The sequence below is a fragment of the Proteus hauseri genome (genome assembly GCF_004116975.1).
GTDB lineage: Bacteria > Pseudomonadota > Gammaproteobacteria > Enterobacterales > Enterobacteriaceae > Proteus > Proteus hauseri.
Genome location: NZ_CP026364.1, coordinates 2,032,001 through 2,047,276 on the forward strand (window position 1 = coordinate 2,032,001; position 15,276 = coordinate 2,047,276).

12 protein-coding genes are annotated in these 15,276 nt (G+C 38.9%); 4 read left to right on the top strand and 8 right to left on the bottom strand.

Translation table 11 applies throughout. The features are described 5' to 3' along the window. Positions 1 to 4 precede the first annotated feature (4 nt). A complete protein-coding gene (locus PH4a_RS09325; RefSeq protein ID WP_129039336.1) occupies positions 5 to 742 on the bottom strand; it encodes a succinate dehydrogenase/fumarate reductase iron-sulfur subunit in 738 nt (245 codons plus the stop codon). Then, on the bottom strand, positions 735 to 2,531 hold the full coding sequence (gene frdA, locus PH4a_RS09330; protein WP_064718796.1) for a fumarate reductase (quinol) flavoprotein subunit: 1,797 nt from the start codon (positions 2,529 to 2,531) through the stop codon (positions 735 to 737). The genes PH4a_RS09325 and frdA overlap by 8 nt, the downstream gene beginning before the upstream one ends. 952 nt (positions 2,532 to 3,483) lie before the next feature. Here frdA and epmA point away from each other — a divergent pair. After that, a complete protein-coding gene (gene epmA / locus PH4a_RS09335) occupies positions 3,484 to 4,461 on the top strand; it encodes an elongation factor P--(R)-beta-lysine ligase (protein ID WP_129039338.1) in 978 nt (325 codons plus the stop codon). A gap of 88 nt (positions 4,462 to 4,549) precedes the next feature. Here the strand turns inward: epmA and PH4a_RS09340 are convergent, their stop codons facing one another. The 6 genes from PH4a_RS09340 to glpT form a co-directional block, all read right to left on the bottom strand. Continuing rightward, entirely contained in the window at positions 4,550 to 4,873 is a 324-nt protein-coding gene (locus PH4a_RS09340; RefSeq protein ID WP_129039340.1) for a hypothetical protein, read from the bottom strand. 74 nt (positions 4,874 to 4,947) lie between these two features. Beyond that, complete coding sequence (locus tag PH4a_RS09345) at positions 4,948 to 5,487, bottom strand: LemA family protein (protein ID WP_129039342.1); 540 nt, start codon at positions 5,485 to 5,487, stop codon at positions 4,948 to 4,950. A 12-nt stretch (positions 5,488 to 5,499) separates the two neighbouring features. After that, on the bottom strand, positions 5,500 to 6,567 hold the full coding sequence (locus PH4a_RS09350; RefSeq protein WP_129039344.1) for a hypothetical protein: 1,068 nt from the start codon (positions 6,565 to 6,567) through the stop codon (positions 5,500 to 5,502). 21 nt (positions 6,568 to 6,588) lie between these two features. Then, on the bottom strand, positions 6,589 to 7,146 hold the full coding sequence (locus PH4a_RS09355) for a LemA family protein (RefSeq protein WP_129039346.1): 558 nt from the start codon (positions 7,144 to 7,146) through the stop codon (positions 6,589 to 6,591). An 835-nt stretch (positions 7,147 to 7,981) separates the two neighbouring features. Beyond that, positions 7,982 to 9,055: a glycerophosphodiester phosphodiesterase gene (glpQ, locus tag PH4a_RS09360; protein ID WP_129039348.1), complete on the bottom strand. Its 1,074-nt coding sequence runs from the start codon at positions 9,053 to 9,055 to the stop codon at positions 7,982 to 7,984. Positions 9,056 to 9,186: 131 nt separating this feature from the next. After that, complete coding sequence (glpT, locus tag PH4a_RS09365; protein ID WP_064718803.1) at positions 9,187 to 10,539, bottom strand: glycerol-3-phosphate transporter; 1,353 nt, start codon at positions 10,537 to 10,539, stop codon at positions 9,187 to 9,189. 378 nt (positions 10,540 to 10,917) lie between these two features. On the opposite strand from glpT, the gene glpA reads away from it, so the two are divergent. Genes glpA through glpC form a run of 3 tightly spaced genes read left to right on the top strand, consistent with a single transcriptional unit; the run spans position 10,918 to position 15,063 of the window. Further along, on the top strand, positions 10,918 to 12,576 hold the full coding sequence (gene glpA / locus PH4a_RS09370) for an anaerobic glycerol-3-phosphate dehydrogenase subunit A (RefSeq protein WP_192876389.1): 1,659 nt from the start codon (positions 10,918 to 10,920) through the stop codon (positions 12,574 to 12,576). Next, complete coding sequence (glpB, locus tag PH4a_RS09375; RefSeq protein ID WP_129041868.1) at positions 12,566 to 13,873, top strand: glycerol-3-phosphate dehydrogenase subunit GlpB; 1,308 nt, start codon at positions 12,566 to 12,568, stop codon at positions 13,871 to 13,873. Before glpA ends, glpB begins: the two co-directional genes overlap by 11 nt. Beyond that, positions 13,870 to 15,063: an anaerobic glycerol-3-phosphate dehydrogenase subunit GlpC gene (glpC, locus tag PH4a_RS09380; protein WP_129039350.1), complete on the top strand. Its 1,194-nt coding sequence runs from the start codon at positions 13,870 to 13,872 to the stop codon at positions 15,061 to 15,063. The genes glpB and glpC overlap by 4 nt, the downstream gene beginning before the upstream one ends. Positions 15,064 to 15,276 lie beyond the last annotated feature (213 nt).

Below are 15,276 nucleotides of genomic sequence, written 5' to 3' on the forward strand. Positions count from 1 at the left end.
CTCCTTAACGTGGTTTCAGCATTGCAATGACAAAGTCTTGCGCACTGGCTGCTTTACCCTGCTGAATAGCAGCAGCAGGATCCACATGTTTTGGACAGACTTCAGAACAGTAGCCAACAAAGGTACAAGACCAGACACCGTTCTCACCATTTAACTGAGGCATACGTTCTTTTGCCCCATGGTCGCGACTATCTGTATTGTAACGTTGTGCCAAAGTAATCGCTGCTGGGCCAATAAACTCAGGGTTTAAACCAAACTGAGGACAGGCTGCATAGCAAAGGCCGCAGTTAATACAACCAGAGAACTGGTGGTATTTTGCCATTTGCGCAGGTGTCTGTTTATTAGGACCTTCTGAAGGCTTACGATCATTACCTAAAATGTAAGGTTTGATCGCTTCTAAGCTCTCAATAAAGTGAGTCATATCAACAACAAGGTCACGTTCCACTGGGAAGTTACCAAGTGCTTCAATTCTTACACCATCTGGGTATTCACGAACGAACGTTTTACACGCCAGTTTAGGTACCTTGTTGACCATCATGCCGCAAGAGCCACAAATCGCCATACGGCAAGACCAACGGTAAGAAAGATCAGGCGCTAAATTATCTTTAATATAACCCAATGCATCCAGTAATGAGGTTTGCTCATCATAAGGTACATCATAAGTGACGAAATATGGCGCATTGTCAACTTCTGGGTTATAGCGCATGACTTCCATTTTAATGTGCTTCATGTCATCAGCCATTCGCTTTCTCCTTATTCTGCTTGTCTTGTGCAGTAGCTTCACCACCATACACACGTTTCGCAGGGGCGGATTTAGTGATCTTCACATCGCTATATTCTAAACGAGGCGCACCTTCTGGGTTATAGAAAGCCAGAGTGTGTTTTAGGAAGTTCACATCATCACGCTCGGTACAACCTTCGTCTAAACGTTGGTGTGCACCACGGGATTCTTTACGATTGATTGCTGAGTGAGCCATACATTCAGCGACATCTAAACCAAAGCCAAGCTCGATTTTGTAAAGTAAATCAGTATTAAAGACGCTACTGGTGTCTTTAATTTCAACATGTTTGAAACGTTCTTTTAATTCAGCCAGTTTATCAACGGTTTTTTGCATCAATTCTGGTGTACGGTAAATACCGCAACCTTCTTCCATTGACTCACCCATTTCATCGCGAATTTGTGACCAGCTTTCAGTCCCTTTTTGGTTCATCAGCTTTTTAAGGTTTTCTTCGATGTCACGAGTTTGTGCATCAAGTGCTGATGCATTTGCTGGTGTTGCTTCTTGAGCACAACGTACGGCTTCTTCACCCGCAAGGCGACCAAATACAACCAGTTCAGCCAGTGAGTTAGAACCTAAACGGTTAGCACCGTGTAAGCCAACAGATGAACATTCACCTACTGCAAACAGGCCTTTAATACGCGTTTCTGTACGTTGGTTGGTTTCGATACCACCCATAGTGTAGTGCGCAGTAGGACGAACAGGGATTGGTTCGTTAACTGGATCAACACCGACATAAGCTTTTGCTAGCTCACAGATAAATGGCAGACGCTCGTGCAGTTTTTTCGCACCTAAATGACGTAAGTCCAAATGAACAACATCACCACGGTGAGTTTTAATGGTACGGCCTGCGCGCCACTCATGCCAGAATGCTTGAGAAACTTTATCGCGTGGACCTAATTCCATATATTTGTTTTCTGGTTTACCTAATGGTGTTTCTGGGCCTAGGCCGTAGTCTTGCAGATAGCGATAGCCATCTTTATTAACCAGAATACCACCTTCACCACGACAACCTTCGGTCATCAGGATACCAGAGCCAGGTAAGCCTGTTGGGTGATATTGAACGAATTCCATATCACGCAGTGGAACGCCATGACGTAAAGCAATCCCCATACCATCACCCGTTACAATACCGCCATTGGTATTGAAACGATAAACACGTCCTGCACCACCCGTTGCCATAATGATTGAATTAGCACGAATTTGAACTTTCGTACCTTCCATCATATTAATAGCAACAACGCCGCGTGCATGACCTTCATCGACGAGAATATCGAGAACAAAGTGTTCATCAAAACGTTGAATTTGTGGATATTTTAAAGACGTTTGGAAGAGAGTGTGTAGCATGTGGAAGCCGGTTTTATCGGCTGCGAACCAAGTCCGTTCGATTTTCATCCCACCAAAACGTCGGACGTTAACTGACCCGTCTTCTTTACGGCTCCAAGGACAGCCCCAGAGTTCTAGTTGAGTCATCTCTGTTGGACAATGCTCAACGAAGTAATCAACGACATCCTGTTCACACAACCAGTCACCGCCAGAAACGGTATCATTGAAGTGGAAGTCATAGGAGTCGTGAGCCTGAGTCACTGCTGCTGATCCGCCTTCTGCAGCCACGGTATGGCTACGCATTGGGTATACTTTTGAGATCAGAGCAATTTTCAGTTGAGGATTCGCTTCCGCTGCAGCTATTGCTGCTCGTAAGCCTGCGCCCCCGGCTCCGATTATCGCTATATCGGCATTAAAGGTTTGCACTGCGCTTCTCCATTGTTCAAGTGAAAATTGGAATAATTGTCTAGAATTCAATTCACTGACATTATTAATTAGTAATGCTATTTTTTTAAGCTATCCGTAACTAAATTGTTTCACTGCCTTGTGACTACGCTTGATAACATCTTTATTATCATTGACTGTAATTTTAGTATAACGAAATGTTGGGCACCGAAATTTGATATGAATGATGGTTTTCCCGTATTTCGCAAAAAAAGTGTGATCCACACCAAGAATTCTGGGTTTAGATAATAAGACGCCAGATAAACTTGAAGATAAAATAAAATATATTTTTCTAAAATGAAAAAATTAATTGTAATGAAAAATCTGTTTTTAAAGTATAGATAAGTTTAATTGTAATTGACAATGTTTTTTTGTTATCAATTGATTTTAAAGAAGAAATATTTTTACTTAATTGATGCTTAATATAATAAAATAAAAAATTAGGCTTAAAGTTAAAATAAATTTTTACTATTTATCTAAAACAAATCGATTTGTCTTGTTAATTGTTAATAAAATATTAATAATATTTCTTAATTTTTATAGTACTAATCCAAATGTGTCATTTTAAATATTAAATTAAGTTTAAAGCCGAGAGAAAAACATCTATTTAAATATAAGAATAGTGTTAGTTTTTTGTTGCCTGTAATTGAGAAAAAGAATTATTACAATTTACTTCGGCCATAAAGAATATAATAAATGGGTAGATAATTGAGCATCTAAACGCGCTATTTTTGCTAAATTTATCGAGTAGCCCTACGAAAAAGTAGATGTTTTGTAGAGTTACATTTATTTATCTTATGTGTTGCTGCGTATTTGCTTCTTTAGTTTATGACCTGTTATAAAAGATCAGTAACCCCATTTGGGGGAGAAATTTGTCTGTTGGATCAGATGCGAGTAAACTGCTCGCTTCATTTTCTTTTGGAGTTTTCTGTTCATGAGTGAAATAGCGGATTGGCAGCCAAGCGCCTCAATCGCCAATTTACTGAAAAAGGCAAAAATAGTCAGTAATATCAGGCGTTTTTTTGCTGATCGTGGTGTGTTAGAAGTTGAAACACCAATGATGAGTCAGGCTACCGTTACCGATATTCATCTTTTCCCCTTTGAAACTACCTTTGTCGGCCCCGGTGCATCTCAGGGATTAAAGCTTTATTTGATGACAAGCCCTGAATATCATATGAAACGTTTGCTTGCTGCAAATAGTGGTCCTATTTATCAAATGGGGCGTTGCTTCCGTAACGAGGAAGCCGGTAGATATCACAATCCGGAATTTACGATGCTAGAGTGGTATCGTCCTTGTTTTGATATGTACCGGTTAATAAATGAAGTTGATGATTTGTTACAGGAAGTATTAGATTGCGAGGCCTCTGAATCGCTTTCTTATCAACAAGCTTTTTTACGTTATCTTGATATCGACCCATTATCTGCAGATAAAGAAAAACTACGTGAAGTGGCGGCAAAATTAGATTTATCAAATATTGCCGATACAGAAGAAGATAAAGATACGTTACTTCAACTTCTCTTTGTTTCTGGGGTTGAGCCTCATATTGGCCTTGAGAAACCGACTTTTATTTATCATTTTCCTGCATCGCAAGCTTCATTAGCTGAAATCAGCTCTGAAGATCATCGAGTTGCAGAGCGTTTTGAGGTCTATTTTAAAGGTGTCGAACTTGCGAATGGGTTCCGTGAACTGACAGACGCACAAGAACAGCGCCATCGTTTTGAGCGTGATAATCGTAAGCGTGTTGCAATGGGGCTACCTGAGCAGCCTATCGATGAACGTTTTTTAGCTGCTCTTGAAGCAGGTCTGCCAGAATGTTCTGGTGTTGCGTTGGGAGTAGATCGCTTAATTATGTTGGCGTTAGGTGTGGAGCACATAAGTGATATCATTGCTTTTCCGGTCTATCGCGCATAAAGTGAATCGAGCTATTTTATGAACGGCTAACCCAGAGAATAAGTTTGTTCTCTGGGTATTACATAATAAATCATTGGCAATATAATATTTATTTTTTCTTTTTTTTAGCTTCAAGCTCTTGTGCTTTTTTTTTAATTTGAGAAAACTTATTCCCAGTAACCTCTTTTATATATTTAAAATTAACAAACCAAAAAATTAAGCTAGAGAATAAAATTACCCACCAAACAAGTAATAATTTTATTGATGAATTAACACCAAGCACTAAATGTAAACTAATTAAAATTATTAGACTAATAAAAATAGAGCTAAATAACGCACCGGTTACTTGCATCGTATATTTTTTTAATGGTGTTATGCTCATTAGTGGCAAAATAATAAAAAGTGAAAAAAGAACACCAAAAGTCGCAAACATAATAATGCTTACGGCTGCGTCAAAACTGAGGATCCAGTCAGTTAAACCGAAAAGTGAAAAGGGGATGGTTAACATTAGTCTATCTCCCTATTAGGGTAAAATAGCGGAATATCTTGAAACTTAAAAACAAAGGCAAACAATAGATTAGGAAATACATGTATTTCAGTATTATAGAGAGTGGCTGATTGATTAAAAAATTCACGCCGATCTGCAATACAATCTTCTAATGCTTTTGCTTGGTGCTGTAATGTCATTAAGGTTTTACCACTCATTAACTCAGGATAACGTTCTGCAATTAATATCGACTGTTTTAGTTGTGGGAAAAGTGTATTAGCAGAATCAATTTTTGTATTTAACGATGTCGCATTAATATAGTTGTTTCGACTTATAGCCAGTGATTCAAAAATACTTTTTTCATGTTCCATTGCTTTTTGTGCAATAACAGTCAGCATTGGTAAGAGATCAACTTGTTTCTTTAGTAGAACATCGATATTTGCAAATGCCTTATAGCAATTGTTTTTTAGCATCACCATATTATTATAAATAGTCACTAACTGACGGATTAAAAAATAAACCAGTGTGAGTATAAATATAATAAAAATAAACCATTCCATAGTGTTAGTTACCTAAAATGAGATATTGTTAAAATAGAAGGTTAACAAGCCATCTTTATAATCTATTGGGGTGATGATAATAGTGGCAATAACCAGTAGCGCGATAACAACGGTTATTGCTAAATTGCGACGGAAAGGGCGCGTGTTATTCCAACGAGTAACATAGTCTGACGGAGATAAACCTAACAGGTAATGAGGTGGTTTGCGGGTGATAACAACCTTACCATTAATAGATTCAGCATTGCCTATTAGAAGATAATCAGTGTTAGGTTCAATCAAATATTCTTTATAGCGTTTATTTCCTGCTTCAAAATCTTTATGCGGTTCGATACCTAAATGAATAAAAGGGTTATCAGCGGCTAAAACCTCAATAGAGCCGGTATCGTCGGTCATCGTAAAGTTATTTATTTTATTCTCGTTATGGGTTTGGTGGTAACTTTTTTTACCTTCTTTATCTTTAGAAACATTATATTCATAATAAAAATACCCATAGCACGCTTTGTTGCCTAAACAGCTTTTTAGCGTTTCACCTGCGGTAATTTTTCCTTCGATTTCAACCAATCCAATAGCAACAGAACGAATTTTTGATGTAGCGAGAATTTTTTGAAATCGTAGAAAGCGCTTTTCAGGTGTTCTTTTCATAAATTGGTAAACGAACATTAAAACGAAACTTAAAAAGAACAATCGTTGATCAATAAAAAAGCCGAAGGTTAAACACAGTAGTAATAAACTAATAAATACTGTGTTGATAAGCGCTGTAAATTTAGACTCGCCATCATTTTGTAATTGGTGATAGTTTTTAACCGCTTTTTCGCCAATATTAGTGATATGAAGTGAGATAACATGGGCAAAAAGTAAAATAACAGCAAATGCAATATAGGAAATAATATGAATGCTGGAAGAACTTCCAATAGGATAAAAATTATTATCTCGAGAAAAGAAGATATAGTTTCCAGCCATAAACGCGATTCCCAAGAACGGAATAATACTCAGGCTGCCTTTCTTTTTTTTGGTACTTCTTGAGCGTAAAAAATAAATTAATGCGCCCACAGCACAACCAATAAAAAAATAGCTGTTCACAATCATCTATCCTTAATGATGTTATTTAAACTTAATGCCTTCAAATTTCATTTCTTCTTTGGGGATTTCAAGTAATTGCATTGGCTCAAAGTGAAAGAAATTAGCAATAATGCTGTCAGGAAAGAGCTCTATTGCAGTATTGTAATTGGTCGTGGCATCATTAAAGCCTTCTCGACGTTGAGCAATTTTATTTTCTACTTCACTTAGTGCGATTTGAATTTGTGTTAATTGCTCACCCGAAATTAGTGTTGGATAATTTTCAGCTATCGCAATAATACTACGTAATGCATTATCCATTTCATTGGATGCACTCACTTTTTCATTAATATTTTTGGCTCGGAAATAGTTTTGTCGCGCATCACTTAATGAAAGAAATAATCCTTTTTCATGTTCCATTGCTTTTTCAGCAACAGTGATCAATTGTGGAATTTGGTCTACTCGTTGTTTGAGTATTACATCAATATTGGCAAATTGATTATTTACTTGATTACGCATCGTAATAAGACGGTTATAAATTGAGATACCCCAGCCAATAATAATGATTGCCAGAATAACCAATACAATTAAGGTTATTGTCATCGTGATCCCTTTCCTTTATAGAAAATAAATAAAATAGTAACGATAGCGTAGTGAGAATGGCACTCGCGGGTTAATGGTAAAACATCATTATTTTTATTTTGAACAATAATAGAGGATAAATTAGACAAAAATAAAGCAATATACAATCAGAATGGGCGCAAAGATCCTACTCTTTCTAGGATACTCGTCATACTTCAAGTTGCAGCGTTGTTGACTACATTCATTCGTACTAGTCACATACTTATGTATGCTCCTAGCATCTCATTCATTTGTCGCCTAGCTGCACCTTGAATTATTTAGAGTATCTACTGGCTATATTCTAATAGCGGTATCTTGAATTATGTAGAGTATCGACTTGTTAGACTTCAAGTTGCAGCGTTGTTGACTACATTCATTCGTACTAGTCACATACTTATGTATGCTCCTAGCATCTCATTCATTTGTCGCCTAGCTGCACCTTGAATTATTTAGAGTATCTACTGGCTATATTCTAATAGCGGTATCTTGAATTATGTAGAGTATCGACTTGTTAGACTTCAAGTTGCAGCGTTGTTGACTACATTCATTCGTACTAGTCACATACTTATGTATGCTCCTAGCATCTCATTCATTTGTCGCCTAGCTGTACCTTGAATTATTTAGAGTATCTACTGGCTATATTCTAATAGCGGTATCTTGAATTATGTAGAGTATCGACTTGTTAGACTTCAAGTTGCAGCGTTGTTGACTACATTCATTCGTACTAGTCACATACTTATGTATGCTCCTAGCATCTCATTCATTTGTCGCCTAGCTGCACCTTGAATTATTTAGATTGTAAATAAAACTCGATGAGTTATTTAGCTTGTTTTTGTAAGAACTTCACACCTAAATCAGGGAAATCAGTAAATACACCTTCTGCTCCCGCTTGGTTATAGATGATGTCATAAAGCTGATCACCATCTTTGGCATATTTAGGGAGTTTATCGATACGAACAGTGAATGGATGAATCGTTAATTGATTAGCATGAGCATCCGCCGCCATACCGGTTAAGGTGATTTTATCTGGCGTTGAGCTGTCTTCGACTAACATATGATAATCAGGGCCAATACCATCAGCGTATTTTGCGACTTCTTTCATTGCACCGGGTTTAAACATCCACTCATAGCTGTAGTTAGTCCATGTGCCATCAGGTTGTTTCTCGTAGGTTTCGTTCCAATCAGTATAGGCAATAAGTTGAACAAGTTTTAAGTCCATACCCATTTTAGGCATTAACTCTGTTTTGATACGTTTTAAATCGTTCGCATCAAAAGATTGTAAATAGACATTATCGCTCTTTTGGGTATAGCCATACTCTTTAAGCACTTCGAGTACTTTTGTGGTGATATCTTTTCCTTCTTGCTCATGGAACCACGGCGCTTTAATTTCAGGGTAAATACCAATATCTTGGCCGGTAGATTTGTTTAGGCCTTGAATAAACTCAATTTCTTCTTGGAAGGTGTGTACGCGGAAATCGGATTTCCCCATAGGGAAACGATTTGGATAACTTTGGACTTTTTTACCGTCAACAATGTCGAAGCCTTCAGTAAATTTAAGCCCTTTAATCTCTTCAAGTGTAAAGTCGATAGCATAATAGCGACCATCTTTTCTTGCGCGATCAGGGTAACGTTCAGCAACATCAGTAACACGGTCTAGATAGTGATCATGTAAGACGACCAGTTCGTTATCTTTTGTCATGACTAAATCTTGTTCGAGATAGTCAGCACCTTGAGCATAGGCTAACGCTTTAGCGGGTAGTGTATGCTCAGGTAAATAACCACTCGCACCACGGTGAGCGATAACCACTTTATCACTTGCTGCTTGTGCGATAGCACTTAAAGATAGAGTTAAAAGAATGCCTGCAACTACGGGTTTTAAATATGTACTCATAAAGCTGCTCCATTTTAATTCTAGGTACAGTGAGGTTATGTACAGTTGATAATAAAAAAGCCACACCTGACAGCAGATGTGGCTTAGTTTTAACGATGAGATTTATTGAATGTCATCATTGTCATTTGTGATTATTCGTACTTCTGAAGCATTTCGCGTTTGTGTTTGGTTTCTGTAACCATCACGACAAGTAATAACACGACAGACAGTGCGCTACCGCCGATCATGACCATAAAGCCGCCATCCCAGCCGAAGTAGTCAACGGTGTAACCTACGACAGCACTTGCCGCAACAGAACCACCTAAGTAGCCAAATAGCCCCGTAAAGCCTGCTGCTGTACCTGCTGCTTTCTTCGGTGCTAGCTCAAGAGCATGCAAGCCGATTAACATAACAGGGCCGTAGATTAAGAAACCGATAATCAACATACATGCCATATCAATATTTGGGTTACCCGCTGGGTTCATCCAGAATACGATAGTGGCGATAGTAACTAAGGTCATGAAGAATACACCCGTCGCACCACGGTTGCCTCGGAACACTTTATCTGACATCCAACCACACAGTAATGTGCCCGGAATACCCGCGTATTCGTATAAGAAGTAAGCCCATGATGATTTATCCATTGCGAAGTGTTTTACTTCACGCAGATAAGTTGGTGACCAGTCAAGAACACCGTAACGCAGTAAGTAAACGAACACGTTAGCGATAGCAATCATCCACAGTAGTTTGTTAGGGAAAACATACTTCATGAAGATTTCTTTTGCAGTCAGTTCTTGTTCGTCAGTTTCTTTATAATCTGGTGGGTAGTCGTTTTTATATTCTTCGATAGACGGTAAGCCACAAGATTGCGGGGTATCGCGCATTAATGCGAATGCAATCATTGCCACTAAAATAGCGGCTATAGCTGGCATATATAATGCCGCTTTCCAGTCGTTAAACCATGCCATACCTAATAAGAATAGTAATGGAGGTAAACCACCGCCGACATTATGCGCACAGTTCCAGATAGAAACGATACCGCCACGCTCTTTCTGTGACCACCAGTGAACCATGGTACGTCCACAAGGAGGCCAACCCATACCTTGGAACCAACCACAAAGGAACAACAGAACGAACATAACCATAATGCTCGAAGTTGCCCACGGCACGAAGCCCATAAATAGCATGACTAATGATGCTAAAATAAGACCTGCGGGTAAGAAGTAACGAGGGTTAGCTCGGTCAGAAAACGACCCCATAATAAATTTGGAGAAGCCATAAGCAATGGAGATACCTGATAAAGCGAAACCTAGATCTCCTTTAGAGAATCCTTGTTCTACAAGGTAAGGCATTGCTAATGCAAAGTTTTTTCTTACTAAGTAATAAGCAGCGTAACCAAAGAAAATCCCCATAAAGATCTGCCAACGCAAACGACGATAGACAGGATCTATCTGCTCTTTTGGCAAACGCGCAGTATGTGGCGCAGGTCTAAACAGACTTAACATATTAGCCTCCGATGGCTTTATTTTAATATGTTGACATTAAATAATGACAAAACGAACAGTGAAGTTATCAAAAAATTTTCTTTAACGAACTTAATAGTAAACTTATACAATCAAATTTACTGTGAGGTATTGCTCAGTTGTCGAAAAAATTTTCAAGATGGATGATTTTGAGTGATATGTTAACTTTATGAAATAGATTTTGTTAAATTATTTGTGATTAGTATCACACTTGTGGTTTTAATTTTTCCCTCATGAGCGTTTCTCTTTCGTTTTTGCTCATTATCAAACATTAACCACATTTTTTGTGTATCTTATACACTATAATTAACGTTAAAGAATAATTAGCGTTTGCTGAATGCAATGTGAGAGGGCATCTTTATGATGAGCGGTTCACCAGTAACAGAAACTGATGTCATTATTATAGGTGGTGGCGCTACAGGCGCAGGCATGGCAAGAGACTGTGCTCGCCGTGGATTGCGCTGTATCCTACTGGAAAGACACGATATCGCAACCGGTGCAACCGGTCGAAACCACGGGTTGTTACACAGCGGAGCGCGTTATGCTGTGACTGATCCTGAATCTGCGCGAGAGTGCATAGAAGAAAACATGATTCTAAAACGGGTTGCTCGTCACTGCGTTGAAAAAACGGATGGCCTGTTTATCACCTTACCTGAAGATTCATTAGAATTTCAGCAAACCTTTATTCAATCTTGCCAAGCGGCAGGAATTGATGCTCAAGCGATTTCACCCGAAGAAGCTATTCGTTTAGAGCCATCAGTAAACCCTAACTTGATTGGCGCGGTTCGTGTTCCTGATGGCACTGTGGATCCATTTCGTTTAACGGCCGCTAATATGCTTGATGCCCGTGAACACGGCGCTAAAGTACTGACTTATCATGAAGTCATGGGGCTGATTCGTGAAGGTGATCGAGTTAAAGGTGTACGCGTTTACGATCATCAAGCAAAAAATATGTATGAAATCCGTGCTCAAATAGTCGCTAATGCTGGCGGGATTTGGGGACAAAAAATCGCAGAATACGGTGATTTAAAAGTGCGCATGTTTCCTGCAAAAGGGGCGCTGTTAATTTTAGGTCATCGTATCAACAATATGGTGATCAACCGTTGTCGTAAGCCTGCTGATGCCGATATTTTAGTACCTGGTGATACGATTTCATTAATCGGTACAACATCAACCCGTGTGCCTTATGATCAAATCGACAATATGTATGTGACGCCAGAAGAAGTCGATATTTTGATCCGCGAAGGTTCAATGTTAGCACCTAAATTAGCGCAAACGCGTATTTTACGAGCTTACGCGGGTGTTCGACCTTTAGTGGCGAGCGATGATGATCCATCTGGTCGTAATGTTAGTCGCGGTATTGTATTACTTGACCACGCTAAGCGTGATGGTTTAGAAGGGTTTATCACTATTACAGGTGGTAAATTAATGACTTACCGCTTAATGGCTGAATGGGCAACAGATAAAATCTGTGAGAAGTTAAACATTTCAGCAAAATGTACTACTGCTGAAGAAGCATTGCCGGGTTCTCGCCAATCCGCAGAACAAGCGTTGCGTAGTGTGGTTTCGTTACCTGCACCTATTCGCGGCTCAGCGGTATATCGTCACGGTGATTTAGCTAACAAATTACTTAGTAGCGAACGTATTGATAAAAGCTTGGTTTGTGAATGTGAAGCGGTCACCGCAGGTGAAGTACGTTATGCTGTTAATTCTTTAACCGTCAATAATTTACTTGATCTTCGTCGTCGTACCCGTGTGGGGATGGGAACCTGCCAAGGTGAACTTTGTGCTTGCCGTGCTGCGGGATTACTTAATCGTTTACAAGTCACTACCCCTCATCAATCAGAACAACAACTGGCACATTTCTTAAATGAGCGCTGGAAAGGCATTCGACCAATTGCTTGGGGAAATGCATTGCGTGAAAGTGAATTTACTAGTTGGGTATATCAAGGATTATGCGGTTTAGATGCCGATATGATTGAAAGTACAGTGTCAGCGGAGGCAGATGATGAAATTTGATGTAGTGATTATAGGAAGTGGACTTGCTGGGCTAACTGCGGGCATTCGTCTTGCTGAGGCAGGTAAATCTTGCGCCATTATTAGTAATGGACAAAGTGCGCTGCATTTCTCATCTGGTTCACTTGATTTATTAACTCATCTTCCTGATGGTACCGAAGTCACACAACCGAAAAAAGCATTAGCAGCGCTTGCGCAATTAGCACCAAAACACCCTTATAGTCGTATGGGTGAATCCAATGTTGTGACCTTTATTGAACAAGCTCAAGCATTATTATCTAGCACTCATGGCCTTGCTTACCAAGGTAATGGTGATGAAAACCATTATCGCATTACGCCAGTAGGGCGCTCAAGAATGAGCTGGTTAAGTCCAGCCCGTGTACCGACACATGGTGTTACTCAGCCACTAGCATGGAAAAAAGTTGCTGTTGTTGGTATTGAAGGTTTTTTAGATTTCCAACCACAATTCGCTAGCAGCACGTTAAATGAGCAAGGTATTGAAGCTATCCCTTATCATATTCATTTGCCGTTATTAGACACGTTACGCGATAACCCAAGTGAATTTAGAGCAGTTAATATTGCGCGTTATTTAGATAAACCTGAAAATACAAAACTCTTGGCACAAGAGCTAATTAAGCAGATTGATGAGCACGTTGAAGCCATTATTTTACCAGCGTGTATTGGACTAGATGCTGAAGAACCCGTAAATTTATTACAAGAACTAGTCGGTAAACCTATTAGCTTATTACCCACACTGCCACCTTCACTATTAGGTATTCGCTTACATCAAGCGTTAAAACTGCGTTTTCAAAAAGCAGGTGGCTTAATTATGCCGGGTGATCGCGCACAAGAAGTGGATTTAGTCGGCAACAAAGTTGTGGGAATTCATACTCGTAACCACACCGATATTCCTATCCGTAGTGATCATATTGTGTTGGCGACAGGTAGTTTCTTTAATAATGGTTTGATCGCGGAATTTGACCGTGTTTATGAGCCATTAATGGAACTGGATATGCTAGAAACATTACCTCGTAATGAATGGACGCAGGTTAATGTTTTTGCAAAACAACCTTATATGCGATTTGGTGTTGATACTGACAGTCAATTAAGACCGATAAAATATGGTGAAGTTCTCGATAATGTCTATGCTGTTGGTGCAGTGTTAGGTGGGTTTGATCCATTAAATGAAGGTTGTGGTGCCGGTGTTTCGATGATTAGCGCGCTGTATGCAGCACAACAAATTTTACAGCAGGATAAGACAGAACAGACCACATCTACGGTTGTGGAGGCAGCACTATGAGTTTACACGATACCAGTTTCGAAAGTTGCATCAAATGTACGGTTTGCACCACGTATTGCCCGGTTGCAAAAGTTAATCCACTTTATCCAGGCCCAAAACAAGCAGGCCCAGATGGTGAGCGTTTACGCTTAAAAGATCCAATGCTTTATGATGAAGCATTAAAATATTGTACCAATTGTAAACGTTGTGAAGTGGCGTGTCCTTCTGATGTGAAAATTGGCGATATCATTTCACGTGCGAAGCTGAACTATAATCCTAAAACGCCTAAGCTGCGTGATGCTATTTTAAGTCACACTGATTTAATGGGGACACTTTCAACGCCATTAGCGCCGATAGTTAATACCATTACAGGGCTAAAACCCGTTCGCCATATCTTGGATAAGGCACTTAAAATAGACCATCGTCGTGAATTACCAAAATATTCATTTGGTACATTCAGAACATGGATGAAAAAACAAGCGAAAGAACAAGAACGCTTTAAAGAACAAGTCGCCTTTTTTCATGGTTGTTACGCAAATTACAACCACCCTCAATTAGGGAAAGACTTGGTTAAAGTGTTTAATAAAATGGAGATTGGGGTTCAGTTATTAAAACGCGAAAAATGTTGTGGTGTTGCGTTAATCGCTAATGGTTTTGTTAAACAAGCGAAAAAACAAGCAACAGTAAATTTAGAGTCATTAACTGAGAAAATTGTTGAAAACAATATTCCGGTTGTCGCTACTTCTTCAACTTGTACATTTACTATTCGTGATGAATATGAGCATATCCTTGATATTGATACCTCAAAGGTACGCGAAAATATTGAGCTGGCAACGCGTTACATTTATCGCTTATTAGAACAAGGTCGTGAGTTACCGTTAAAAAACACGCCGTTAAAAGTGGTCTATCATACGCCTTGTCATATGGAGAAAATGGGTTGGACAGCCTATTCCATTGATTTAATCAAACGTATTCCGGGTGTTGAAGTCATTGTATTAGATTCTCAATGCTGTGGTATCGCAGGAACCTATGGTTTTAAATCTGAAAATTACGATGTCGCTCAAGGTATTGGTGCGGGGTTATTTCGTCAAATCGAAGAGAGTGGTTGTGATTTAGTTATAACAGACTGCGAAACTTGTAAATGGCAAATTGAGATGTCTACTACCAAGAAATGTGAGCACCCGATTAGTTTACTAGCAAGAGCACTATAAAGAACGCCGATTATATAATAATAAAGTTGTTGATTACGAAGGTAACAAGCTACTGGGAATAAAAGAGGATCTTTTATTCCCTTTTTTATTATTTTAATAAATAGACTTATGAATAATATATTGAGATAGAATTATTGCTAGTAAATAAAAAATGTTGTTATTAATTATTAAATTAACAGCTAGCTACTTTTAATAACTAGCTATTTTAATAGT